The following is a 25,287-nucleotide window of genomic DNA, read 5'->3' on the forward strand; positions in this document are numbered from 1 at the left end:
TAACCGAAATTCTCATGCCCCTCGATAGGCCAATCACGGACGCATAACGGGTGGGATGGTCGTTATTAGTCCGGAAATTTCCGCCAGTGGTTATAGCCATATGTCCGTATATGTGCGCCTGGGAGTGGGCTTTGTGGGTTCGGGCTCCTCGCGGAGAGGGCCTACCTTGTCGGTGTTGCAGCTGTTCATGGGATGTGCAGGGGTGTGCCGGAGCTCAGGATGAATGCCCGGCTGTGGGCCCGTAGGGCGGTGGGGCCGGGGGTCGGCTTTGACGATTCGCGAGCTGCTCGCGCGGCGAAGTCGGTCACGCGGCACCGCTTGCTGATGGGAAGGTAGGCGTCGAGAAAAACGGGGAATCCGTAGCCGGAGCCGAGGGGAGCTGGGCCGCGATGTGTCAGCCGGGGCGGAAGCGTGCCATGTCTCACGCCATATCCCATGTCATATCCGAAGTGATCCATTCGTGGTCCGCTAGATCAATCGCGCGCGGCCGACTTCACGAAATATCGCCAAATACCTCCCCTTCTGCCCCGCTTCTCGGCCCCTCCGCGCCCGGCCCCGCGCCCGGCCCGGCCCCCGGCTCGGTCTCCGGCTCGGCCCGCGGCCCGGTCTCCGGCTCGGTGTCCGGCCCGGTCCGTGTGGTCGGGGCGCGAGGCGGGGAATCGGGGGGCTCACGCCGTACGGGGTGGGGGCGTGCGGCGGCGTTGGGCGTGGCCGGAGCGCTGCTGGTCGCCGGGTGCGGCGGTGGCGAGAAGGCCGTGAGGGGGGCGGGTGACGCGCCGCGGGGCACTCCGTCGGCCGTTGAGGGGCGGCCCACGCCGTCCGGGGCGCCGGTGACGGGCGCGTCCACCCCGGAGGCGACGTCGGGCTGCGAGGTGACGGCCAAGCTGATCCCCTCGTGCGGGGCCTGGTGGGGGATCGCCCCGGAGGTCTTCACGGGGCGCAGCCCGAGCCGGGCGCTCGCGCGGGCCGAGCGGCGCATGGGGCGCCAGGCCGACATCGTCCACGTCTACCACCGGGGCAAGGAGCTGTTCCCGACCGCGGAGGAGGTCGCGCTGGCCCGCGATCCGGCCCACCCCCGCATGCTGCTGATCAACTGGAAGCCCTCGTTCCGCCACACCTGGGCGGAGATCGCACGCGGGGCGCTGGACCAGCGGATCGACCGGCTGGCCGACCACCTGCGGCGCACATTCCCCGAGAAGTTCTTCCTGACGGTCCACCACGAGCCGGAGAACGACGTCGATCCGCAGCCCGGCTCGGGCTACACCGCCGACGACTACGCGGCGATGTTCCGGCACATCGTGCTGCGGCTGCGCGGCGCGGGCGTGAAGAACGCGGTCACCGTGATGACCTACATGGGGGCTCCGAACTGGGCGGCGCAGCCCTGGTTCGAACGGCTCTACCCGGGTGACGACGTGGTCGACTGGGTGGCCCTCGACCCCTACGTGGACCACAAGGTCCGGGACTTCGAAGGGCTGATCAACAAGAAGCGGCAAGAGTTTCCGAACTGGCCGGGCTTCTACCGCTGGATGCAGTGGCGCTTCCCCGGTAAGCCGATCATGATGGCCGAGTGGGGGGTGTTCGAGCGCCCCGACCAGCCCGGCTTCAAAGAGCGGTTCTTCGCCTCGGTGCGCGCCCAGGTACAGCACTATCCGCAGTTGAAGGCGCTGGTCTACTTCGACTCCCCGCGCGCGCCGCGCGGCGACACGCGGTTCGACACCACGCCGGGAGGAAGCCGCGCCTTCACCGAGCTGGCCCGCGATCCGTACTTCGACCGGACCCCGGTGCCCCCTCCGACGTCGACCCCGACCCCGACGTCCACCCCGTAAGGGCGCGTCTCTCAAGGCGCGCCTCTCAAGGCGCGCGCTCCGGCCTCAGCCGGCCGGGTCGATCGGGGTGAGGCTGGGGGTCGGGGCGGCGGCGGGGCGCTGGGCGGCCCGCTGGGCGGCCCGCTTGCGGGCGAGCGGCCAGACGACGGCGGCGGCGGCGACACTGAGGCCGAGGATCCACAGGGTCGCGGCGTTGCCGACGCCGAGCAGTTTGAGCGCGGAGGCGAGGAGCACGACGGCGAGCATGGCGCGGATGGCGCCGGCGGGCGCCCACGCGGAGATCCGGGCGCCGAGGTAGACGCCGGGGATGGAGCCGATGAGGAGCGAAGCGGTGATGTCGAGCTGGAAGTCGCCGAACAGCAGGTGGCCGAGGGCGGCGGAGGCGACGAGCGGCACCGCCTGGACGAGGTCGGTGCCGACGAGTTGGTTGGCTTTGAGCATCGGATAGAGCGCGAGCAGGGCGACGATGATCAGCGAGCCGGATCCGACGGAGGAGATGCCGACGACGAGCCCGCCGACCATACCGACCAGTAAGGTCGGGATTGGGCGCACGGTGATGCCGGTCACTTCGGCTCCGACCGTACGGTTCGCGTCGCGCAGCGTGAGCCACGCCTTGGCGACGAGGCCCGCGACGGCGAGGAGCAGCGCGATGCCGAGGGCGAACTTGACGACCTCCTGCACGCGCGCCCCGTCGCCGAAGGCGCGGGCGACGAACACGCCGCAGAAGGCGGTCGGCACCGACCCGGCGCACAGCCAGCCGACAAGTCTCATGTTGACCGTGCCACGCCGCATGTGCACGGCGCCGCCGACGGGTTTCATGACCGCCGACGCCACGAGGTCGCTGGAGACGGCGGCCAGCGGCGGCACGTTGAAGAACAGCATCATCATGGGCGTCATCAGCGCGCCGCCGCCCATGCCGGTGAGTCCGACGATCACGGCGACGAAGAACGACCCGATGATCAGTGGGATGTCGATCAACGGAGCCACCGTCCCCCGATCAGCAGGTCGAGCACCCGCGCGACCGCGGCCTCGACCGACATGTCGGTCGTGTCGAGGGTGAGGTCGGCGTCGTCGGGCTCTTCATACGGATCGGAGATGCCGGTGAACTCGGGTATCAGGCCCGCTCGGGCCTTGGCGTAGAGGCCCTTGCGGTCGCGCCGCTCGCATTCGGCCAGCGGCGTGGCGACGTGGATCAGGAGGAAGTCGGCCCCCACGGACTCCACCATGTCCCGCACCTCGTCGCGGGTGGCGGCGTAGGGGGCGATGGGGGCGCAGACGGCGAGGCCGCCGTGCCGGGCGACCTCGGCGGCGACGAATCCGATGCGCCGGATGTTGAGGTCGCGGTCGGCCTTGGAGAAGGTCAGGCCCGCCGAGAGCAGGTGGCGTACGACGTCGCCGTCGAGGTAGGTCACGCGGCGGTCGCCGCGTTCAAGGAGCGCGTCGCGCAGTCCGCGGGCGATGGTCGACTTGCCCGACCCGGACAGTCCGGTGAAGAAGACCACGAGCCCCCGCCGGTGGGGCGGACCGGGGAGGCTGACGGGGTCGGGGCCGGCGAAGTGTTCGGCGGCGCCGTACGCCTCGGCGATGTGCTCGCGCAGTTCGAGGTCGACCGCGTTCTCCCTCGGGGCGAGCGGAACGACGACGACCCGCGTGTCGTCGGGGAGCTTCTCCGCGGCGGTCAGCGCCGCCCGGATGACGGCGGGGCCGCCCTCGCCGAAGGCCAGGGGGAGCAGCAGGATCGCCGCGCCCATCTCCTCGGCGGTCGCGCTGATCTCGGAGAGGTCGTCGAGCGGCCCGCGCATGGTCACCGCGAGGACGTCACGTCCCGCGAGTTCCTCGCGGACCGCGGCGGTGCTCGCGCGCAGCCGGGCGAACGGCCCGTGCTCGGCGGCGCCGGCGGCCTCGACGGGCCCGGCGACCCGGCCGTGCCCCGCGCGCTCCTCGATGGTGAGTACGGCGAGGGCCGCCCCCTCGGGGTCGCGCAGCGTGACGCGGTCTCCAGGGCGGGCGGGGTGGTCGTCGGGAAGCGTCAGGGTGACCGGCGCGGGCCAGGGCGTGCCGTCCGCCAGGCGCCCTTGGCGCGCCACCGCGTCCACGTCGTCGGCGCCGAGGAATCCGGTCAGGGGGTGGAACGCGCCGGAGAGCAGTAGCTCAAGGTCGGCGAGTTCGCGGGTGTCGGGGGTCCACTCGTAGTTCGCCGTCATCTGCTCCACAATCCCGATCGACATAGTCGGATATCCACCTTACCTGGAGCCTCAGCGCCGCTCGCAAGCCCCCAGAGCACCTCAGAAGAGCACCTCAGATGAGACGTGCGAAGTGGTTCTGCGGTTTGCGGATCACCATGACGATCTCATCGTGGTCCAGGGCGAGCCGTCCCCGCGACAGCCTGTGGACCAGAGAGCATACGACGCGCGCGGTGCGCGACAGCGGCCCCCGCAGGGCGGGGCCACCGGTGCCGACGACCTCATCGGTGATCATGAGCCCGCGCACCAGGCAGAACGACCGCATGCCCTCCCGCGTGGTGATCGGCTCGTAGACGGCCGGCAGCGGCCCCACCGCCCCCGCGGGGGCGAAGCGCGGCCACAGCAGCCGCCGAAGCCACCACGGCATGACCCGGGCGCAGAAGCCGTACGCGGAATCGCGGTCGCGCATGCGCACCAGCATCAGCCCGCCCGGGCGCAGGCCGTTGAGCAGGCGGTCGAGCACCAGCTCGGTGTGGCGGATGCGCTCGAACAGGAAGGCGGCGTGCACCACGTCGAAGGAGCGGGGCGGTACGGGGACCGAGCGCAGGTCGCCGAGAGCGCAGGCGAACAGGCTCTCGTCGCCCTCGACCCGCACGCGTAGCGCGGGGTGGTCCTCGTCGATGCCGGTGACCCTGCTCTCCATCCTTTCGAGATCGAGCCGCGCGTCCCCACCGGACCCCGCGGACAGGATGTCCAGCCGCCTGCCGAGCTGCTCGGTGCGGTGCTCGCGGATCCGCCGGCGGAAAAGATCGCCTTTGGCGGCGATCGACCAAACCTCAGACATGTGACTCAGCGTAGCCAGAAGCCTCTGTTCCGTAGTGCATATCGCGCATGGGTCGAGGCGGGGGAGGGGCGCGGTGCAAGTAGCCTTGGGGGTGTACCCCGGCGAAGGCTTCGTTCCGGGGTCTTCGTTGTCGCCGTCGTGGGGCTGTGGGCGTTACTGATGAGCCTTTCCGGACTGCTTGATCCTGTCGTCGCCGATCCGAGCCTGACCTCCGTGCTTGAGGCGGTCCGCTCCGGCGACGATTCGGCCGTGGCGCTTGTCGCGCCCGCCGCGCTGCGCCCCTTCGCCGTGGCCGCCCTGTCGAGGGACGGGGCGCGGGACGGGGCTCGTGCCGTACTCGCCGTGACCGCGACCGGGCGTGAGGCCGAAGACCTCGCCGCGGCGCTCACCGATCTGCTCGACCCGGCGACGGTCGCGGTGTTCCCCGCCTGGGAGACGCTTCCGCATGAGCGGCTGTCGCCGCGCAGCGACACCGTCGGGCAGCGTCTCGCGGTGCTGCGCAGGCTCGCCCACCCCGTCGCGGGCGACGCGGCGGCCGGGCCGCTGCACGTGGTGGTGGCGCCCGTGCGCGCGCTGCTCCAGCCCATCGTGAGCGGCCTCGGCGACCTCAGTCCCGTCCGGCTGCGCGCCGGCGACGAGGCCGACCTCGACCAGATCGTGGCGGCTCTGGTGGAGAACGGCTACCACCGCGTGGACATGGTGGAGAAGCGGGGCGAGGTCGCCGTGCGCGGCGGCCTGCTCGACGTGTTCCCGCCGACCGAGGAGCACCCGCTGCGGCTGGAGTTCTGGGGCGACTCGATCGAGGAGATCCGCTGGTTCAAGGTGGCCGACCAGCGCTCGCTGGAGGTCGCCGAGGACGGCCTGTTCGCCGCGCCCTGCCGGGAGCTGCTGCTCACCGAGGACGTCCGGCGCCGCGCCGGGGACCTGGCGAAGACGCACCCGGCGCTGTCGGAGATCCTCGACCAGCTCGCCGACGGCGTGCCGATGGAGGGCATGGAGGCGTTCGCGCCGGTCCTGGCGGGCGAGATGGACCTCCTCGTCGAGCACCTGCCCGCGCGCGCCGCGGTGTTCCTCTGCGACCCGGAGCGCATCAGGAGCCGCGCCGACGAGCTGGTGCGCACGAGCCAGGAATTCCTGGAGGCGTCGTGGATCAACGCGGCGGCCGGCGGCGAGGCTCCGATCGACCTCGGCGCGGCGGCGTTCCGCACGCTGGAGGAGGTCCGCGAGCACGCGGGCGTCCTCGGTCAGCCATGGTGGTCGATCGCGCCGTTCGCGGACCTCGCCGAGGGGCTGCGCATGCAGGCGAAGGAGGCCGAGTCCTACCGCGGTGACACCCAGCGCGCCCTCAGCGACATCAAGGGCTGGCTCGGAGACGGCAAGGCGGTCGTGCTGCTGAGCGAGGGCCACGGCCCCGCCGAGCGCATGGTCGAGCTGCTCAAGGGCGTCGACGTCCCCGCGAGGCTGGTGCCCGCGGTCGACACCCCGCCGGACCGGCGCATCGTGCACGTCACGACGGGCCGCATCGAGCACGGCTTCGTGAGCGACGGCCTCGCGGTGCTGACGCACCTGGACCTCGTCGGCCAGAAGGCGTCGACCAAGGACATGCGCCGCCTGCCCGCCCGCCGCCGCAACGTGGTCGACCCGCTGCAACTCAAGGTCGGCGACCACGTGGTGCACGAGCAGCACGGCGTGGGCCGCTACGTCGAGATGGCCCAGCGCACGATCCAGGGCGCGACCCGCGAATACCTCGTCATCGAATACGCCAAGGGCGACCGGCTCTACGTGCCGACCGACACTCTCGACGAGGTCACGCGCTATGTCGGCGGCGAGGCCCCGACCCTCAACCGCATGGGAGGGGCCGACTGGGCGAAGGCCAAGTCGCGGGCCAAGAAGGCGGTCAAGGAGATCGCCGGGGAGCTGATCCGGCTCTACAGCGCCCGGATGGCCTCGCCCGGTCACCCCTTCGGGGTGGACACGCCGTGGCAGCGCGAGATGGAGGACGCCTTCCCCTACGCCGAGACCGGCGACCAGCTCGCCGCCATCGACGAGGTCAAGCGCGACATGGAGCGCGCCGTGCCAATGGACCGCCTGGTCTGCGGCGACGTGGGCTACGGCAAGACCGAGATCGCGGTGCGTGCGGCGTTCAAGGCGGTGCAGGACGGCAAGCAGGTGGCCCTGCTGGTGCCGACCACGCTGCTTGTGCAGCAGCACATGTCCACCTTCGGGGAGCGGTTCGCGGGCTTCCCTGTCGTCGTCAAAGCCGTCTCGCGCTTCCAGACCGACTCCGAGGTGAAGGAGACCCTCGACGGTCTGCGCACCGGCGCGGTCGACGCGGTCATCGGCACGCACCGGCTGCTGTCGCCGGAGGTCCGCTTCCGCGACCTCGGCCTGATCATCGTCGACGAGGAGCAGCGGTTCGGCGTCGAGCACAAGGAGGCCATGAAGCACCTGCGCACGCAGGTGGACGTGCTGGCCATGTCGGCGACACCGATCCCCCGCACCCTGGAGATGGGCCTCACCGGCATCCGGGAGATGTCGACGATCCTCACGCCGCCGGAGGAGCGGCACCCGATCCTCACCTTCGTCGGGCCTTACGACGAGAAGCAGATCGCCGCCGCCGTCCGCCGGGAGCTCATGCGCGACGGGCAGGTCTTCTTCGTCCACAACAGGGTGTCGTCGATCAACAAGGTGGCGGCCAGGCTGGCCGAGCTGGTGCCGGAGGCCAAGATCGCGGTGGCGCACGGCCGCATGAACGAGAACCAGCTTGAGAAGATCATGGTCGACTTCTGGGAGCGCGAGTTCGACGTGCTCGTATCGACCACGATCGTCGAGTCCGGCCTCGACGTGCCCAACGCCAACACCCTGATTGTGGACCGGGCCGACAACTACGGGCTCTCCCAGCTCCACCAGCTCCGGGGCCGGGTGGGCCGGGGGCGCGAGCGCGGCTACGCCTACTTCCTGTACCCCCCGGAGAAGCCCCTCACCGAGACCGCCCATGAGCGCCTCGCCACGATCGCCCAGCACACCGAGATGGGCGCGGGCATGTATGTCGCGATGAAGGACCTGGAGATCCGCGGCGCGGGCAACATCCTCGGCGCGGAGCAGTCCGGGCACATCGCCGGGGTGGGGTTCGACCTCTACGTCCGCATGATGTCGGAGGCGGTCCAGGAGCAGAAGGCCAAGCTGGCGGGCGAGGAGGTCGTCGAGGAACGGCCGGACGCCAAGGTGGAGCTGCCGGTCAACGCCCACATCCCGCACGACTACGTGACCTCCGAACGGCTCCGCCTGGAGGCCTACCGCCGGATCGCGCTGATCGCCTCCGACGACGACCTCGCGGCCGTCCGGGAGGAGCTGACCGACCGCTACGGCAGGCCGCCCGCGCAGGTCGACAACCTCCTTGAGGTGGCGAGGTTCCGCGTCAGGGCCCGCAAGGCCGGGCTCACCGACGTCACGCTGCAGGGCCAGCAGATCAAGTTCGCCCCGGTACGCCTGCGCGAGTCGCAGCAGGTGCGCCTTGAGCGGCTCTACAAGACCGCCCTTTACAAGAGCGCGCTCGACACCCTGCTGGTCCCCGTACCGAAGACGAAACCGCTGGGCGGCCAGCCGCTCCGCGATCTTGACCTGCTCAAATGGTGCAGTGACCTGGTCGAGACGATGTTTCTCGAACCAGTTGTAAAGTAAGCGGCGTTTGTCGGAAGGGAGCGCTAGTGAAGTCGATTCGAATCGCCCTGGGCGCCACACTGGCCGGAGTGGCGCTGACGGCATGCGCCCCGGTGCAGGCCGGGGCCGCGGCGGTTGTCGGTGACCAGCGCGTCTCAGCGAGCGACCTGTCGAACGGCGTCGCCGAGTTCGAGACGGCTCTGGCCAAGGCGAAGATCCAGCCGGAGCAGATCCAGATCACCTCGCCGACCCAGTCCGTGCTGTTCCAGCTCGCCTCCATGAAGCAGTTCTCGCAGATCATCCGCAACACCGGCACGTCGGTGTCGCCTGGAGAGGTGGACGCGTTCATCGGCGGGCAGGGCGGGCCCCAGCAGGTCGAGCAGGCACTGCTCACCCGAGGGGTGCCACCGTCCAAGGTGAGGAACTGGGTCGAGGTCTCCATCGGCGTCAACAAGCTGCTCGCGAAGTACGGCGGCGGCACCGACGAGGCGGCCCTCAACCGAGGGCAGCAGCGGCTCGCCACCGATATCGAGAAGGTCGCGATCAGCTTCAACCCCCGCTTCGGCGCGTTCGACGCCGAAAAGGGCTTCGTGGACAGCGCCCGCTTCGGCGCCGTGCCCCAGACGAAATCCTGAGGTCTGAGCTCCCATGTCCCTCGTCGTCGTCACGACCTCGCCCCGGGTGGCGCCAGGGCTGCTGAGCCACGCGGCGTGGACCGCGCTGCGCTCCGGCCCGGTGCTGACCGGCTCGGCCGACCACCCCCTGCTGCCCTACCTCTCCGAGGCGGGGATCGCGGTGGAGGTCGTCGCCCCGGAGCCGGCCGGGCTGCTCGACGGGGCGGGGGAGGGCGACGTCGTCTGGCTCGCCTCGCCCGAGGGCGAGGAAGAGCTCATGCGGGCCGTCGCCCACCGGGCCCTCGCCATGGACGACCCGCCGGCGATCGAGGTGCTGCCCGGCTCCTACGACCTGCCGGGGGCCCGGATGCTCGACCTGGTCGCGGTCATGGACCGGCTGCGGCGCGAGTGCCCGTGGGATGCGAAGCAGACGCACGCCTCGCTTGTGCCGTACCTCCTGGAGGAGGCCTACGAGGTGCTGGAGACCATCGAGCGCGGCGAGGAGGCCGAGCTCCGCGAGGAGCTCGGCGACCTGCTGTTCCAGGTGGTGTTCCACTCCAGGGTCGCCCAGGAGCGGGACGACGGCTTCGACATCGACGACGTGGTCGACGTGATCGTGGCCAAGTTGAGACGCCGCCATCCGCACGTCTTCGGTTCGGTGACCGTGTCGGGCGCCGAGGAGGTCAGCGAGAACTGGGACGCCATCAAGGCGGCCGAGCGCGCGGCCAAGGGCCGCGACTCGGTGCTCGACGGTGTGCCGATGGGCCAGCCGGCCCTGTCCCTGGCGGGCCAGCTGCTGCGCCGCGCCGAGCGGGCCGGGGCGCCGGCCCCGCTCGCGGGCGACGTCGGCCAGGGGCTCGGCCACGAGCTGTTCGAGCTCGTACGGCGTGCGCACGCGTCCGGCCTCGACCCTGAGGCCGAGCTGCGCGCCGCCGCCCACGCCTACCGCGAGCGGGTGCGCGAGTGGGAGTCGGAGGGGCACTGAAGGGTCCCGGCGTCCGCCGCCGGGACGCGCCGCGGTCCGCCGGACGGCGCGCCCATGGGGGCCGATAAGCTTCGGTGGCAAACCGCCCGCCAGGGGCCTGGGTTTCCCAGGTTGAGACTGCGACAGAGGAGCACTCGTGGCTTCCATCGAGGCCGTTACCGCCCGTGAGATCCTCGACTCCCGGGGCAACCCGACGGTCGAGGTCGAGGTTCTGCTCGACGACCACAGCACCGGCCGCGCCGCGGTCCCGAGCGGGGCGTCCACCGGCCAGTTCGAGGCCGTGGAGCTTCGCGACGGGGACGGGCGCTACGGCGGGAAGGGCGTCGAGAAGGCCGTGCTCGGCGTCACCGACGAGATCGCCGACGAGATCGTCGGCCTGGACGCCGAGGAGCAGCGCATCCTCGACCAGGTGATGATCGACCTGGACGGCACCCCCAACAAGGCCCGCCTCGGCGCCAACGCCATCCTCGGCGTCTCGCTGGCGGTCGCCAAGGCCGCCGCCGACAGCGCCGACCTGCCGCTCTTCCGCTATCTCGGCGGCCCCAACGCCCACGTGCTCCCCGTGCCGATGATGAACATCCTCAACGGCGGGGCCCACGCGGACAGCAACGTCGACATCCAGGAGTTCATGATCGCCCCCATCGGGGCGGCGACGTTCTCCGAGGCCGTCCGCATGGGCACCGAGACCTACCACGCCCTGAAGGGCGTGCTGAAGGGCAAGGGCTACGCCACGGGGCTCGGTGACGAGGGCGGGTTCGCGCCCAGCCTGCCGAGCAACCGCGACGCGCTCGACCTGATCCTCGTCGCGATCGAGAAGGCGGGCTACGTGCCGGGCGAGGACATCGCGCTCGCCCTCGACGTGGCGGCCACCGAGTTCCACAAGGACGGCGTCTACACGATCGACGGCAAGGGGCTCGACGCCGCCGCGCTGATCGACTTCTACGCCGACCTGGTCGACTCCTACCCGCTCGTGTCGATCGAGGACCCGCTGGACGAGGACGACTGGGCCGGCTGGCACGACATCACCGTGAGGCTCGGCGGCAAGGTGCAGCTCGTGGGCGACGACCTGTTCGTCACCAACCCCGAGCGGCTGGCCCGCGGCATCGCCGAGGGCTGCGCCAACGCGCTGCTGGTCAAGGTCAACCAGATCGGCACGCTCACGGAGACCCTGGACGCCGTCGAGCTGGCCCACCGGTCGGGTTACCGCTGCATGATGAGCCACCGCTCCGGCGAGACCGAGGACACGACGATCGCCGACCTCGCGGTGGCCGTGAACTGCGGTCAGATCAAGACCGGTGCTCCGGCGCGCTCCGACCGTGTGGCGAAGTACAACCAGCTTCTGCGCATCGAGGAACTCCTGGACGACGCCGCTCGCTACGCGGGCCGCGCGGCGTTCCCACGATTCCAGCGCTAAAAGGTGTCTTATATGGGGAAGAAGTGTGAAATCTGGGCTCGGCTTGTCTGGCCGCGGCGTGGATCGAGCGCTTCTTCCCCATCGACATCAAGCGTTTTTTCTGCATCCAAGGCCGTCGAGCCCAGCAGACTCCTCCGATCCCATGAAAAATGCTCATAGGGAACCTCGGGGGTGATGCTCCTCCGAGCGGGCAGTGGCTGCCAGGAGGGGTGGGATAGGCATGAGCAGGCGACCGCAGTTGACCGGCAGGGCCGCGGTCCTCGCGATCGTGGTCTGCGCCATCGCGATGAGTCTGGCCTATCCTGTGCGCGAATACATCGCTCAACGGCGGCAGATCGCTGAGCTCCAGGAGCAGAAGGCCAACGCGTTGAGCGAGCTCAGCACCCACGAGCAGCGCAGCCGCCAGCTCCAGGACCCGAACTACATCAAGCGCGAGACCCGGCGCAGGCTCCACTACTGCGGGCCGGCCCCGGAGACGTGCTACGTCGTCATGGACAACGGCGAGCCGTCGGGCCCGGTCGGCGGCCAGGCGCGCGAGGTGGAGAAGGCCCCCTGGTATCAGACGCTCTGGGAGTCGATCGAGGCGGCCGACAAGGGCACGGGCCGCAAGGTGCAGACCGGCCCGGCTCAGACCGACCAGGTAGAGAAGTAAAAGAAGCAGAAGAGCAGAAGAAGTAGAAAGGTGGACGTGGACAGCAAGGACGTGAAGGCGGTCGAGCTCCAGCTCGGCCGTCCGCCGCGCGGGCTCCGGGGGGTCGCGCACCGCTGCCCCTGCGGCCTGCCCGACGTGGTGGAGACCGCGCCCCGCCTTCCCGACGGCTCGCCGTTCCCCACCCTCTACTACCTCACATGCCCGAGGGCCGCCTCCGCCATCGGCACCCTCGAAGGCTCGGGGCTGATGCGCGAGATGCAGGCCAGGCTCGCCGAGGACCCGGAGCTCGCCGCCGCCTACCAGTCCGCCCACGAGGACTACATCGCCCGCAGGGACAAGGCCGCCGAGCAGGAGGGCGTCGAGCCGCTTCCCCGCGACATGCAGAGCACGGGCGGCATGCCGACCCGGGTGAAGTGCCTGCACGCCCTGGTCGGCCACGAGCTCGCGACACCCGGCGTCAACCCGTTCGGGCGGGAGGCCCTCGACAGGCTCCCGGAGTGGTGGGCCGACGGGCCGTGTGTGGCCGCCCCGCCCTCCGACTGACCCGTCCGACCGACCCATCGGGCTGACCCGTTCGACGCACTCCGCCCGATGACGCAGCCCTGATGACACAGCCCTGATGACACAGCCCTGATGACACAGCCCCCGGTGACGCCGCCCCGGTGACGTCCCCCGATGACTTCCATCCGATGATTTCGATCCGATGACTTCAACAGAGCCTGGAGGCGTCACGTGAAGCGTGTGGCGGCGATCGACTGCGGCACGAACTCGGTCAGGTTGCTGGTGGCCGACATCGACGGGGACGAGCTTGTCGACCTGACGCGCCGGATGGAGATCGTACGGCTCGGCCAAGGCGTCGACCGCACCGGCCGCCTGGCCGCCGAGGCGCTCGACCGCACCTTCACCGCGATGCGCGACTACGCCAAGGTGATCGCTCAGCACGAGGCGCAGGCCGTACGCGTGGTCGCCACCAGCGCCACCCGCGACGCCGCCAACCGGCACGAGTTCGTCGACGGCGTGCGGGAGATCTTCGGGGTGGAGCCCGAGGTGGTCCCGGGGGCGGAGGAGGCGCGGCTGTCGTTCGTCGGGGCCACCAGAGAGCTGGCCCGGGCCGGGCTCAGTGCGCGCCCGCCGTACCTCGTGGTCGACATCGGCGGCGGCTCCACGGAGTTCGTGGTGGGCGAGGGCGAGGGCGAGGTCGACGGGGCGCTGTCGGTGGACATCGGGTGCGTCCGGCTCGCCGAGCGGCATCTGAAGTCGGCGGGCGACCCGCCGTCGGCGGTGGCGGTGGCGGCGGTGACCGCCGATATCGACGCCGCGCTCGACCTGGTCGCCGCGCGTGTGCCGGTGGGGGAGGCGCGCACGCTGGTGGGGTTGGCCGGTTCGGTGACCACGGTGTCGGGTATCGCCCTCGACCTCCCCGAGTACGACTCCGAGCGGTTGCACCACTCGGTCATCTCCGCCGAGACCTCGCATGAGGTGTCGCGGCGGCTGCTCGCGATGACCCATGCCGAGCGGGCCGCGATCCCGGTGATGCATCCCGGGCGTGTCGACGTGATCGGGGCTGGGGCACTGATTCTTGACCGAATCGTTACACGCTTCGAGTTTGGTGAAGTGATCGTGAGTGAGCACGACATTCTCGATGGCATCGCCTGGTCCATTTCGTGAAATGTCACGATTTGGGTTCGATTGCCCAATTCTCTAGCTATTGATGGGTAAACCTCTTTCGTGGTTAGGTAATGGCGCTTTAACGAGGCTTTGCCGTGGGGCCCGGCACAGCGAGTGCTGGGGCGGCAACCGTCTCAAAGCAGCATTCCTCTCACGGAACGGGGTTTACATGAGGTCTTCAGCATTGGTGCGGCGTGTAGTCGCACTTGGCGCCGGAGTGACCATGGCCGCAGGCATGGTCTCCGGAGTGCTCGTCGCGCCCGCAGCAGCGGCGACCACCACCTCCGCCAAGAGCAAGCCCGCCGTTAATGTGACCACTCCCAAGGCATCTCCCAGGAACTTCGAGGGGGACTGCCCCACTCGGGTCTCCTTCTCCTCCAAGGTCAAGCTCAAGCTGAAGGGCAAGACCAAGGTCAAGTACCGCTGGGTCTACAGCAACGGCTCGAAGAGCAAGGTGAGGTCCTTCACCGCCAAGGGCAAGGGCACCAAGAGCTACACGCTGCGCACGTCGGCGAAGTTCAGCCAGGACACCGAGGGTTGGTACGCCCTCCAGGTCGTCTCCCCCCGCAAGATCACCTCCAAGCGGGGCTACTACAGCGTGACCTGTGACGCGCCGGGCGACCCGGACGTCGGTCCGGACCGCGTCGACGCGCGCGTGACGGCCGACCAGGGCTCCTGGTCGGGCCCGTGCACGTCGAGCCAGCCCAACCTCGGCTTCACCGGCCGCATCCGTGTGCACGGTGACCCCGAGTGGGTGCACTACCGCTGGATCCGCAACGGCGACGTGGTGGACACCGGCTCGGTGCGGGCCGACGACTGGACGACCGTGAAGTACGCGTACAAGCCTGACCGCACCGAGAAGGGCTGGGTGGCCCTCCAGGTCGACCACCCGGACTACAGGCGGGTCGCCTCCGGCCGTGCCTACTACTCGGTCAAGTGTGAGGGTTCCACGGGCGACGTGTCGGCCAGCGTGAACGCGCCCGCCGCTCACACGGGTGCCTGCCCGGCGACCCGCACCTTCACCGGCAGCATCACCCACCGCGGTTCGGGCACCGTGAGGTACCAGTGGGTCGGCGACAACTACGCGGGCCCGGTGCGTGAACTGCACTTCTCCGGATGGGGCAGCGAGACCAAGGCTGTGGCCGACGAGTCGGTGAGCACGAGCGGTGACGTGTGGCGCAAGCTGCGCATCCACTCGCCGAAGTACACCGAGTCCAACGCCGCGACCGCCAAGGTGAACTGCACCACGCCTTCGCCTTCGCCCTCCCCCTCCACCACCTCCTCGCCCGCGTAACAGTCGAGCGTAAGAGTCGAGGAGAGGCAGGACTCCCTCTTGGGAGTTCCACGCCATAGATGACGGGAACGGGCGGTGCCTTCGGGTGCCGCCCGTTTTCCCATGCGGGCCCTGGCCCGGCCCCTGGCAGGATCGGGGTTATGAGCTATGTATCCCCGGGCAGCGGGTGGCCCGGCGACCCGGCCTCCCCCGACACCCCCGTCGCCCACGACGCGGCTCAGGTGGCCGAGTTGGCCGGCGGCAGCCGTACGCTCGCGGAGTTGACGGCGCGGCAGTCGGTGTGCCGGGCCTGCCCCCGGCTGGTGGAGTGGCGTGAGCAGGTCGCGGACGTCAAGCGGAGGGCGTTCGCGGACGAGGAATACTGGGGGAGGCCCGTTCCGGGGTGGGGGGCGGAAAAGCCGCGCATTCTTCTGATGGGGCTGGCTCCCGCCGCGCACGGAGGCAACCGCACGGGACGTATTTTCACAGGTGACCGCAGTGGCGACTGGCTGTTCGCCTCGCTGCACCGGGTGGGGCTGGCAGCGCAGGAGACCAGTGTCCGCGCGGACGACGGCCAGCGGCTGATCGGGGCGAGGGTGGCCGCCGCGGTGCGGTGCGCGCCGCCGGGGAACAAGCCGCTGCCGCAGGAGCGGGCGGCATGCGCCCCCTGGCTGGTGCGCGAGGTCTCCTTGGTCGTGCCCGATCTGCGGGTCGTCGTCGCGCTGGGCTCCTTCGCCTGGCAGTCGGCCTGGACCACGCTGCGCGAGGTCGGCGTACGGCTGCCGCCCCGCCGTGTGCCCTTCGGGCACGGCGTCGAGGTCGCAGCGGACGGGTTAACGCTGATCGGGTGCTATCACCCCAGCCAGCAGAACACTTTCACCGGCAGGGTGACCGCTCCCATGCTGGACGTGGTGTTCAGCCGTGCCGCTGAGCTGGCCGAGTCGGCGGTGTGAAGAGAATCATATAGAGGAAAGTTCTCCCATATTTCTGTAGAGAACATCCGATCTCCCTGCTGATCTGGGCAAATACCGCAGAGCTTTGCGAGGGGGGTGGGTGGCGTCTAAGAATCCTGGTGGCGTACGCTTGTGAATGCTTTCACAAGCGATCTACGGATGGGCATGGCAGTGAACGCGACAGGGAACCACATCCTCATCGTCGGCGGCGGATACGTCGGCCTCTACACAGCACTGAGACTCCAGCGGCGGCTTCGCAGGGAGCTCCAGGAGGGAAGCGTGCGGATCACGATCGTTGACCCGCAGTCCTATATGACGTATCAGCCCTTCCTGCCCGAGGCCGCCGCGGGCAACCTCTCCCCCCGGCACGTCGTCGCCCCGCTGCGGCGCGTGTTGCCCAAGGCGCGGATTCTGAACGGCAAGATCATTAAGATCGACCACGACGCCCGGAAGGCCACCTTCGAACCCGTCGAGGGCGAGCCGCGCGACCTCTCCTACGACCTGATCGTGATGGCCGCCGGATCGGTCTCGCGAACCCTCCCCATCCCCGGCCTCACCGACATCGGCATCGGTTTCAAGAGCATCGGCGAGGCGATCGGCCTGCGCAACCGCGTGCTGCACCAGATGGACCTCGCCGAATCCACCGAGGACCCCGAGCTGCGCCGCCGAGCGCTCACCTTCGTCGTGGTCGGCGCGGGCTTCGCAGGCGTGGAGGCACTGGCCGAGCTCGAAGACATGGCCAAGGACTCCACCCGCTACTACACCAAGATCAAGCCCGAGGACATCCGCTGGGTCCTCGTCGAGGCCACGAACCGGGTCCTGCCCGAGGTCGGCCCCGAGATGGGCAAGTGGACGCTCGACCAGCTCCGCGAGCGCGGCATCGACGTACGGCTGGACACGCGCCTCGAATCCTGCGTGAACGGCCGGGTCATGCTGTCGGACGGTGACTCCTTCGACGCCGACACGCTCGTGTGGACGGCGGGCGTCAAGCCCAGCACGATCGTGGGCGACGGCGGCCTCCCGCTGGACGAGCGCGGCCGGATCAAGACGACCACCCGCCTCACCGTGGCGGGCACCACCGGCGCCTACGCCGCGGGCGACGCCGCCGGCGTGCCCGACGTGACCCACCCCGGCCAATACTGCGCCCCGAACGCCCAGCACGCCGTGCGCCAGGCCAAGGTCCTCGCCGACAACATCGTGCGTGAGCTGCGAGGACAGGACCTTGTGGAATACCACCACAAATACGTCGGTTCGGTCGCCGGGCTCGGCCTGTACCAAGGTGTGGCCAATGTGTATGGGGTGAAGCTTCGCGGATTCCCTGCGTGGTTCATGCACCGGACCTACCATCTGTCGCGGGTGCCCACGCTGAACCGCAAGGTCCGCGTGGTCGTGGACTGGACCCTCGCGTTGTTCTTCCGGCGGGAGACCATCTCGCTCGGTGAGATCCACCGGCCGCGTGAGTCCTTCAGGGATGCGGTCGCCGGCAACAACCGCTGACCCCGCCCGAGTACGGCTCGCATCCACGCGCCTGGGCGCGAGCCGTACCACCCGTGGCTGTCGTCGTCTGTGGGAGGGATTCCACAGGGTTGTGCGTGCGCCTTCGGGCGCGGGTGAGAGGTGCCGGGAGTGGGACTGCTCGCTGTCGCAGTGGTGGGAACCGACCGGTCGGCGCTGATCCCCGAGGTGAGCGGCGTGCTCGCGCGTGCGGGCACGGAGATCTGCGAGGCGTCGATGACGCTGCTCGGGGGATACGCGGTGATGATGCTGCTCGTGTCCGGCGGCCCGTCCGCGGAGGAGCTGCGCGGCCGGGTCGCCCTGGTGCCCGGGGTCCTCAGCGCGGTGGTGGGCCTGCCGGAGCACGGTTCGGACTCGGTGCTTCCTGCGGCGTCGCAGGAGGAATTCGAACTTTCCGGTGATCCCCGGGGCCTGCCGTACGTGCTCACCGCCCACGGTCCCGCGCGGTCCGGTGTGCTCGCCGCCGTCGGCGAGGTGATCGCCGAGGTGGGCGGCCACATCACGGCCCTCAGTGTGCGGCGCGGGGGCAGACTCCACGCCATGGTCGCCGACCTGCGGATACCCGGTTATGTGGATGTGGCGCACCTCATGCGCACGCTCACCGCGACCTGCGCCGACCTCGGCTCCGAGATCTCCTTCCGCCCGGCGCGGGAGGAGATCGTATGACCGGTGACGCGCCCCGGGCGGTCCTCACCGCCCCGCATCCGCTGCTCACCACCCCGGCGGAGCCGGTCGATGCCACCGATCCCCGCGTGGTGGCCCTCGCAGCCGAACTTCTCGCCGCCCTCCGCACCACCCGGCCGTCCACCGGGCTCGCCGCTCCCCAGATCGGTACGGCGGTGCGCCTCATCGCGGCCGATGTCTCCCTGCACCCCCATGCCCGCTCGTGCGCGGGCGAGGTGGTGCTCGTGAATCCGAGGCTGGTCGCCGCCTCGGGGTGGCGGGCGGTCCGGGAGGGCTGCCTGTCGGTCCCCGGTCTGACGGGGGAGACGGTCCGCGCTTCGGAGATCACCGTGAGGGGCGAGCTGCCGGGGTCCGGTGACGCCGTCACCCTGCGTGCCGACGCCGTCGAGGCACTGTGTCTTCAGCATCAACTCGATCACCTCGATGGCTTACTTTTTCTTGACCGAATCGTCGAAGCCAGTGCACTCCATCCCGTCTGGCAGGGCCTTGCCGCCCCTGCCCTGACTCGCCCTAGACCATCACAACCCGCCCCGATCCGCGGCTCGTGATCATTTGTGACGCATGATGCGAAGTTGTGCTCCTCGTAAGAGTGGTCAGTTACGTATGATTGCGGCGCCCCCGTAGCCCAATGGCAGAGGCAAACCCCTTAAAAGGGTTGACGTGTGGGTTCGAGTCCCACCGGGGGCACCGTCCAAGTTGTCAGGCGAAGCGCCCGTGACCTGCGGAAACGCAATCACGGGCGCAGTGGCACGCGGACGGGGCCGTCGAGTCGGCGCGGAAGCACGGCGGGCACCTCAGGTAAATAACGGACCACGAGATCTGGCCTTCATTGAATTGTGATGCTTGTCGGCGGGGGCCGCCCGCAGGGCTTTCGGCCGGGACCTGATCGCATTTCGCGGAGATCCGCTGCCGGGGAGGTCGCACGCGCCTTTCCGGGCGGTTGATCAGCGAGCCCTGGCAAGGGGTGTCTGGGTGGCGCCGTTCTTGCGTATTTCTTTACCTTTGTGCACCTCCGGGAGAGACGTCCGCCGCGGGGCTCTCCTGCCGTACACACCTGCGCGAAGTCGGCGTCACCCCTGGGAACTGTGAGGCGATGTCGTGCGTTGGCCATGTCGGCGGGCGCTGTGCCTAACCACTTGCACCAGTCAAGTCAAGCGCGGGAAGCTTTCGCTCGTCCAAAGTGAAGATAGATATCAGCGTGAGACGGCCGCGTGACGCCGATCGATTAACCTGATCACGTTTAGGTCGCAGCGTGGAGGCAGCGATGGAGAGTAAGAACCCCGTTTTCAGGCGGCAACCCTACGGTCATGCCGGAGCGGTGCCCGTGCCCAGTCCCGAGCAGCTCCAGGACATGTACAACTCCCCGTCCTATGTCCCGGCGCCGCCCGCCTACCGCACGATGACCATCGACGACGTCGTGGTCCGTTCGTTCATGACGCTCGGCACCCTTGTGGTCACCGGTGCGGCGGCATGGGTGCTCGACGTCCCGCTCTGGGCGGGCGTGGTCTCGGCGATCATCGGCATCGTGCTCAGCATGATCGTCATCTTCAAGGAGAAGGTGAGCCCGCCGCTCATCCTGGGCTACGCCGCCTTCTACGGAGTGTTCGTCGGCGTCATCAGCCACCACTTCGAGAACTTCTACAACGGCATCGTCCTGCAGGCCGTGATCGGCACCGCCCTGGCGTTCGCCGGTGTTCTCGCGGTCTACGCGCTGCGCATCGTGCGCGTCACGCCGAAGCTGGTCAGGTTCGTGCTCGCCGCCGCGATCGGCGCGATGAGCCTCGTCCTGGTCAACTGGATCGTCGGGTTCTTCGTGTCCGGCGGCATCGGCATCCGCACCGACAGCCCGCTCGGCTGGATCTTCAGCGCCGCGATGATCCTGCTCGGCTGCTTCTTCCTGCTCCTCGACTTCGCCCAGGCGGAGGAGGCCGTGAAGAGCGGCGCCCCCGCGAAATACTCGTGGATGTGCGCCTTCGGACTCACGCTCACCCTGGTCTGGATCTACCTTGAGGTGCTGCGCCTGATCAGCTACTTCTCCGGTAGTGACTGACCCAGGATTTGACAAGCTGTGATCTGACAGTGCAGACCTGGTGAAGGCCCCGCCGTTCGCGGCGGGGCCTTCCTCTGTCTCGGGGGCCTGTAGGGCAGGTGAATGGCCGTGTGGCGCGGGCATGTGGGGGACCTCAAAGGGTGTCGCTTGAGGCCGCCACGGAGAGGATCGGGGCCGCCCAGGCGATGGATGATCTACATGTGACGAGTAAAAGGCTGCCCCAAGAGGTCTTGTCTTTCCTGATGTGGTAAGGCAGTGTCGAGCCAAGGAGCTTCGTCCGTGGAGGTGCCCATGTCGTTGAACCACTCATCGGAGACGCAAAGCAAACTGATCGCCAGAGTCCCGGTCGTCACGGGACGCGAACTCCCCGAGTGGTTCCGAGCCCTGGACAACGGCCCGTCCTTCCTGCGATGTGGAGAGCGAGCCAAGTGGCTCGCCGACGAGCACGGGCTGCCTCACGGTTACGCCGCCGCCATCGTGCATGAGCACGAGCGGCGTCGCCGTAACCGTATGGGCTTCGCGCAACCCTCATAAGCCGGTCCGCACACACAGCCGCACCAATACCCGTATCAACGAGAGCGCCCACACCGCATGGCCGGTGTGGGCGCATCATTGCTCTATGGAACTGGACAAGGCCCTGGAGTTCGTCCGCGCCAATCCCCGAGCGGTGCTGCTGACCTACCGTCCCGACGGAGGTCCGCAGATGTCGCCGGTGATCGTTGGGGTGGATTCTGAGGGATATGTGGTGGTCAGCACCCGGGAGACCGCGATCAAAACCCGCAATATCCGGCAAAACCCGCAGGTGGGGTTCTGCGTGTTCACCGAGGGGTTCTTCGGCCCATGGGTGCAGCTGGAGGGAAGGGCGGAGATCGTGTCGCTACCGGATGCGATGGACCACCTCATCGCGTATTACCGCGGCATCTCCGGCGAACATCCCGACTGGGATGACTACCGGTCGGCGATGGAACGCGAGCAGCGGGTGATCGTCCGGGTCGCCCTGGACCGCGCAGGGCCGGACCTGCACGGCTGACCCCCGCTTTCCGGGGTGTACGGCCACGGCCCGCCGAGGCCGTACACCCCGGAAGGAAAGGTCAGCTCAACCGCTCCAACACGAGCGCCATGCCCTGCCCGCCACCGACGCACATGGTCTCCAGCCCGATGGTCTTGTCGTGGAAGCGCAGGCTATTGATCAGGGTCGAGGTGATCCGCGCCCCCGTCATGCCGAACGGGTGGCCGACCGAGATGGCGCCGCCGTTCACGTTGAGCCGGTCGAGGTCGATGCCGAGGTCCTGGTAGGACGGGATGACCTGCGCAGCGAACGCCTCGTTGATCTCTACGAGGTCGACGTCGCCGACCGACATGCCGGCACGGGCCAGGGCCTGCCGGGACGCCTCGACGGGGCCGAGGCCCATGATCTCGGAGGACAGGCCGGTGACCCCGGTGGCGACGATGCGGGCCAGCGGGGTGATGCCCAGTTCCGCGGCCTTGGTGTCGCTCATGACGATGAGCGCCGCCGCGCCGTCGTTGAGCGGGCAGCAGTTGCCCGCGGTCACGGTGCCGTCCGGACGGAACACCGGCTTGAGCTGGGCCACGGCCTCGTAGGTCGTGCCGGCGCGCGGGCCGTCGTCCTTGCTCACCACCGTGCCGTCGGGGAGCGTCACCGGGGTGATGTCGGTCTCCCAGAAGCCGTTGGCCAGCGCCTTTTCGGCGAGATTCTGGGAGCGCACCCCGAACTCGTCCTGTTCCCGGCGGGATACGTTCTTGAGCGAGGCCACGTTCTCCGCGGTCTGTCCCATGGCGATGTAGACGTCGGGCACCAGGCCGTCTTCCCGCGGGTCGCGCCAGGGGCCTGTGCCGCCGCCCGCGGTGGCGGCGGTGCGGGCCGCGGCGTCGGCGAAGAGCGGGTTCTCCGTGCCGGGCCAGGAGTCGGAGCTCGCGGCGGCGGCCCGGGAGACCGACTCGACCCCGGCGGAGATGAAGACGTCGCCTTCGCCGGCCCTGATGGCGTGGTAGGCCATGCGCGTGGTCTGCAGGGAGGACGCGCAGTAGCGGGTGATCGTGGCGCCGGGCACGCTGTCGAGGCCGAGCATGACCGAGACGACCCGCGCCATGTTGAACCCCTGCTCACCGCCGGGCATGCCGCACCCGAGCAGGAGGTCGTCGATCTGTGCGGGGTCGAGCTGCGGCACTCGGTCGAGCGCGGCCCTGACCATCTGGGCGGTGAGGTCGTCGGGCCTGATGTCCTTCAGCGATCCTTTGAAGGCGCGGCCGATGGGCGAACGCGCCGCTGCGACGATGACTGCCTCGGGCATGTGGCTCTCCTGACGGATGTGGCGCGGAGCACCCCTCGCCCGCGGGGCGTGAGCCGTACGGGCGAGGGGTGCTCTCTCCTCAGCGTGAGGCTACCGGTTGGTAGGCCGACATTCATCGGGAGGGGGCGGAAAAACAGAACTTTGTACGGTTGTGTGGGAGCGGCGGGGAGGCCCGGCTAGGAGACTCCGTACATCCCCGGTGTCGGGGCGGTGTCGTCCTTGATCCCGTGTAGCGCGCCCTTCTCGTCGCGCCAGATGCGCCAGCCGTCCTGGCTTCCGGTGAACCACGCCGGCGGAGCCTGGGGCTCGGTCACCCGCTTGCCCGTGGAGAGGTCGAACTCGCAGAGCGAGGCCACCGAGTAGAACCCGGGAGGCTGCTTCTGGAGGGGGAGCGGCTTGGGGTCGGTGGCGCAGAAGGACCAGCCGCGCTGCTCTTCCGTCGGGAGAGCCTTGCCCGAGGCCATGTCGAAGACCGTGCCGGGGCTGCCGTGCTTGAGGAAGCCCATCTTCTCCATGCCGGAGGGGAAGGCCAGCCACCAGCCCGAACCCGGTACCTGTGCGGCCGAGATCTGGCCGAGGACCCGGCCCGAGTCGGCGTCGAGGCGGGCGAAGCCGCCATAGGCCCCGGACTGGTCCACCGGGCGCACGACCGGGGCGAACCCCGGGCTGCCGCTCGGGTAGACCCGCACGACGGAAGGGCGCATCCAGTTGATCGCGCCGTCGGTGAGCTTGACGGAGAAGAGGCCGAAGGCGGAGGTCTTGCTCGTGCGGGGGTCGGTGTAGGGGGCGAGGTAGCCGACGAGGTCCTCGCCGGTGGCCCCGAAGGCCCAGCCGCCCGACATGTCGATGCCCTCGCCGAGTGCCTGCTCGATCGGCTGCTCCCAGAGCAGTTTGCCGCTCTTGAGCTCGTATGCCGCGAGCACCGGGCTCGCGGCGAGGCGCAGCAGGACCACCCGCTCGGCGTTCGACCACTCGACCTCGGCGACACCGGGGATCTTCCACAGCGTCTTGCCCGTCGCCGGGTCGAGCACGACCACGCGAGCGCCGGCCAGCGCGGTGTGCTCTGACAGGCACAGGTAGGACCCGCAGCGCTGGGGGCCGAAGCTCGAGTGGACGGGCCGCGTCCACATCTGACGCCCGGTGCGTGCGTCACGGGCGATCAATGTAGCGTTCCATTTGCCTTGTTTGGCGGGGTCGATCGCGGCGACCACCGCCTGCTTCCCAGCCGTGGCCACGATGGCGGGGGAGGACACGCCCATGCCGGGCAGGCGGCCGGCCATGGTGGCCGGGTGCGTCCACAAGGTCTTGCCACTGGTCTGGTCAAAGGCGACCGTCGCAAGGGCGCCATCGGGCTTCATGGAGGTCACGGCCACCACCCCGGCCGCCGCCGAGGTGCGACTGACCGCGTTGACCTCGGAGTTCTTCCAGGTGGGACGTTCAACGGTGGCTGCGTCACTGCCTGAGCACGCGGCCAGGAACATGATTCCGGCAATTGAGAGGGCTGAGGTCGCGTAAGGCCGGATCACAGGCATTCCACTCCAAGCTCCAAGACAGTCAGACAAGTGACGACTCGGACGCGGAGGGTGATCGGCTTCAGGCGTGGTCGAGCGCGGACTCAGGACTCCGGCGGAGCCTCTTCGCCCACCGTCCGTGGGGGCCGAACGCCCGGCCGGCGACCCGGGTCGCGGTGACCTCCGTGCCGGGTTCCTCCGCGGCCATGGCCGCCGCAAGGTAAATCGGTTGTGAACCTTCGCTGCGCACAGGTTGGACCTCCGGCCACAACCCCAACGCCGCGCATACAGAAGGTAGCACCGCGTAAGCGGCGCGTAGGTAACCTCGGACAGATGGGTGGAAACGGTCGGGTCCGAACATTTCATGGGGATTTGTCGCGAACTCCGGCCCCAGCACGTCCGCGAAGGCCACCGTACGGCCACCCGCCTCGACCACCGCCACCGTCTGCGCGGCGGCCAGCTCCCGGCTCCACCGGCGGGTGACCCAGCGCAGCGGCTGCGCGATGGGCCGCACCGTGCCGAGGTCCGGGCACGTGCCCACCACCACCTCGATCCCCGCCTCGCGCAGCCTCCGGACCGCCGTCGCCAGATGCCGTACGGCTGTCGCCGGCATGCTCTGCGAGGTCACGTCGTTGGCGCCGATGAAGATCACCGCGATCTCGGGCTCCTCCAGGAGCGCGCTGTCCACCTGGGCGGCGAGCTGGACGGAGGCGGCCCCCGACTCGCCGAGCACCACCAGCGACACCGGCCGCTCCGCCAGCGCCGCCACCCCCTTGGCCAGCACCACACCCGGGGTGTCGGCGGGGTTGGCCATGCCGAGCCCCACCGAGGTGGAATCGCCCAGCATCACGAGCTTGACGGGGTCGCCGGGGAGGTCGCCGTAGAGGCCGTCGGCCCTCGGCCCGCTCGTCCCGTGGGGGCGGCCGATCATGCGGCGGGCCAAGAGCGCCTCCGCGACCAGAACGCCGTAGACCGTCGCGCCGAGTACCGTCAGCCCGCCCCCGCCGACAGCCGCGGCTGTGGCGATGCGTCGGGCGGCACGCGCCACGCTGGGCGTCCAGATCAAGGCGTATATCTCCTCAGCAGGTCACGACGGTAGCGTTTGATGTGAAAAATAGCTGAGGCCCGGCCACCCCCTCGGGA

Annotated in this window: 22 protein-coding genes and 1 tRNA gene; 17 read left to right on the forward strand and 6 right to left on the reverse strand. The window is 69.5% G+C overall.

The window, feature by feature from the left end; genetic code table 11:
- The first annotated feature begins 707 nt into the window (after positions 1–707).
- Positions 708–1,826 (forward strand): glycoside hydrolase family 26 protein, encoded by a 1,119-nt coding sequence (locus BLQ73_RS15155; protein ID WP_245691088.1) that lies wholly within the window; start codon positions 708–710, stop codon positions 1,824–1,826.
- Positions 1,827–1,871: 45 nt separating this feature from the next.
- On the opposite strand, the gene BLQ73_RS15160 is transcribed toward BLQ73_RS15155, so the two are convergent.
- The 3 genes from BLQ73_RS15160 to BLQ73_RS15170 form a co-directional block, all read right to left on the reverse strand.
- Positions 1,872–2,804, reverse strand: a complete 933-nt coding sequence (locus tag BLQ73_RS15160) for a sulfite exporter TauE/SafE family protein (RefSeq protein WP_245691089.1) — start codon at positions 2,802–2,804, stop codon at positions 1,872–1,874.
- Positions 2,801–4,054, reverse strand: a complete 1,254-nt coding sequence (gene cysC / locus BLQ73_RS15165) for an adenylyl-sulfate kinase (protein WP_245691090.1) — start codon at positions 4,052–4,054, stop codon at positions 2,801–2,803. The genes BLQ73_RS15160 and cysC overlap by 4 nt, the downstream gene beginning before the upstream one ends.
- A gap of 70 nt (positions 4,055–4,124) precedes the next feature.
- A complete protein-coding gene (locus BLQ73_RS15170) occupies positions 4,125–4,853 on the reverse strand; it encodes a class I SAM-dependent methyltransferase (protein ID WP_093171084.1) in 729 nt (242 codons plus the stop codon).
- A gap of 159 nt (positions 4,854–5,012) precedes the next feature.
- On the opposite strand from BLQ73_RS15170, the gene mfd reads away from it, so the two are divergent.
- The 16 genes from mfd (at position 5,013) to BLQ73_RS15250 (ending at position 21,351) form a co-directional block, all read left to right on the forward strand.
- Positions 5,013–8,534: a transcription-repair coupling factor gene (gene mfd, locus BLQ73_RS15175; RefSeq protein WP_093171085.1), complete on the forward strand. Its 3,522-nt coding sequence runs from the start codon at positions 5,013–5,015 to the stop codon at positions 8,532–8,534.
- A gap of 26 nt (positions 8,535–8,560) precedes the next feature.
- The gene (locus BLQ73_RS15180; RefSeq protein WP_093171086.1) at positions 8,561–9,148 is read left to right on the forward strand and encodes a hypothetical protein; all 588 of its coding nucleotides are present in this window, start codon (positions 8,561–8,563) and stop codon (positions 9,146–9,148) included.
- A 13-nt stretch (positions 9,149–9,161) separates the two neighbouring features.
- Positions 9,162–10,112 carry a nucleoside triphosphate pyrophosphohydrolase gene (locus tag BLQ73_RS15185; RefSeq protein WP_093171087.1) on the forward strand — a complete coding sequence of 317 codons (951 nt, stop codon included), beginning with the start codon at positions 9,162–9,164 and terminating at the stop codon, positions 10,110–10,112.
- Between the two features lie 136 nt (positions 10,113–10,248).
- Positions 10,249–11,526: a phosphopyruvate hydratase gene (gene eno, locus BLQ73_RS15190; RefSeq protein ID WP_093171088.1), complete on the forward strand. Its 1,278-nt coding sequence runs from the start codon at positions 10,249–10,251 to the stop codon at positions 11,524–11,526.
- Positions 11,527–11,746: 220 nt separating this feature from the next.
- Positions 11,747–12,178, forward strand: coding sequence for an FtsB family cell division protein (locus tag BLQ73_RS15195; RefSeq protein WP_093171089.1), 432 nt, complete (start codon positions 11,747–11,749; stop codon positions 12,176–12,178).
- Positions 12,179–12,214: 36 nt separating this feature from the next.
- The gene (locus BLQ73_RS15200) at positions 12,215–12,721 is read left to right on the forward strand and encodes a DUF501 domain-containing protein (RefSeq protein WP_093171090.1); all 507 of its coding nucleotides are present in this window, start codon (positions 12,215–12,217) and stop codon (positions 12,719–12,721) included.
- 189 nt (positions 12,722–12,910) lie between these two features.
- Positions 12,911–13,846: a Ppx/GppA phosphatase family protein gene (locus BLQ73_RS15205; protein WP_093171091.1), complete on the forward strand. Its 936-nt coding sequence runs from the start codon at positions 12,911–12,913 to the stop codon at positions 13,844–13,846.
- Between the two features lie 223 nt (positions 13,847–14,069).
- Positions 14,070–15,140, forward strand: coding sequence for a hypothetical protein (locus BLQ73_RS15210; RefSeq protein WP_093171092.1), 1,071 nt, complete (start codon positions 14,070–14,072; stop codon positions 15,138–15,140).
- A 140-nt stretch (positions 15,141–15,280) separates the two neighbouring features.
- Positions 15,281–16,072: a uracil-DNA glycosylase gene (locus tag BLQ73_RS15215; RefSeq protein ID WP_093171093.1), complete on the forward strand. Its 792-nt coding sequence runs from the start codon at positions 15,281–15,283 to the stop codon at positions 16,070–16,072.
- A gap of 165 nt (positions 16,073–16,237) precedes the next feature.
- Positions 16,238–17,569 carry an NAD(P)/FAD-dependent oxidoreductase gene (locus BLQ73_RS15220; RefSeq protein WP_093171094.1) on the forward strand — a complete coding sequence of 444 codons (1,332 nt, stop codon included), beginning with the start codon at positions 16,238–16,240 and terminating at the stop codon, positions 17,567–17,569.
- Between the two features lie 129 nt (positions 17,570–17,698).
- Positions 17,699–18,253, forward strand: coding sequence for an ACT domain-containing protein (locus tag BLQ73_RS15225; protein ID WP_093171095.1), 555 nt, complete (start codon positions 17,699–17,701; stop codon positions 18,251–18,253).
- Positions 18,250–18,819 carry a peptide deformylase gene (locus BLQ73_RS15230; RefSeq protein ID WP_093171096.1) on the forward strand — a complete coding sequence of 190 codons (570 nt, stop codon included), beginning with the start codon at positions 18,250–18,252 and terminating at the stop codon, positions 18,817–18,819. The genes BLQ73_RS15225 and BLQ73_RS15230 overlap by 4 nt, the downstream gene beginning before the upstream one ends.
- Before the next feature lie 66 nt (positions 18,820–18,885).
- Positions 18,886–18,958, forward strand: a tRNA-Leu gene (locus BLQ73_RS15235).
- Positions 18,959–19,589: 631 nt separating this feature from the next.
- Positions 19,590–20,321, forward strand: a complete 732-nt coding sequence (locus BLQ73_RS15240; protein ID WP_245691092.1) for a Bax inhibitor-1/YccA family protein — start codon at positions 19,590–19,592, stop codon at positions 20,319–20,321.
- Between the two features lie 291 nt (positions 20,322–20,612).
- The gene (locus BLQ73_RS15245; protein ID WP_093171142.1) at positions 20,613–20,855 is read left to right on the forward strand and encodes a DUF4287 domain-containing protein; all 243 of its coding nucleotides are present in this window, start codon (positions 20,613–20,615) and stop codon (positions 20,853–20,855) included.
- Positions 20,856–20,940: 85 nt separating this feature from the next.
- Positions 20,941–21,351 carry a PPOX class F420-dependent oxidoreductase gene (locus tag BLQ73_RS15250; RefSeq protein ID WP_093171098.1) on the forward strand — a complete coding sequence of 137 codons (411 nt, stop codon included), beginning with the start codon at positions 20,941–20,943 and terminating at the stop codon, positions 21,349–21,351.
- Positions 21,352–21,412: 61 nt separating this feature from the next.
- Here BLQ73_RS15250 and BLQ73_RS15255 read toward each other — a convergent pair whose 3' ends face one another.
- From BLQ73_RS15255 to BLQ73_RS15265, 3 genes are all read right to left on the reverse strand, one after another.
- On the reverse strand, positions 21,413–22,633 hold the full coding sequence (locus BLQ73_RS15255) for an acetyl-CoA C-acetyltransferase (protein ID WP_093171099.1): 1,221 nt from the start codon (positions 22,631–22,633) through the stop codon (positions 21,413–21,415).
- Positions 22,634–22,809: 176 nt separating this feature from the next.
- Positions 22,810–24,114, reverse strand: a complete 1,305-nt coding sequence (locus BLQ73_RS15260) for an outer membrane protein assembly factor BamB family protein (protein ID WP_245691093.1) — start codon at positions 24,112–24,114, stop codon at positions 22,810–22,812.
- A 112-nt stretch (positions 24,115–24,226) separates the two neighbouring features.
- Positions 24,227–25,210 carry an SGNH/GDSL hydrolase family protein gene (locus BLQ73_RS15265; protein ID WP_245691094.1) on the reverse strand — a complete coding sequence of 328 codons (984 nt, stop codon included), beginning with the start codon at positions 25,208–25,210 and terminating at the stop codon, positions 24,227–24,229.
- Between the last annotated feature and the right edge of the window lie 77 nt (positions 25,211–25,287).

The sequence above is a fragment of the Sinosporangium album genome (genome assembly GCF_900100605.1).
GTDB lineage: Bacteria > Actinomycetota > Actinomycetes > Streptosporangiales > Streptosporangiaceae > Sinosporangium > Sinosporangium album.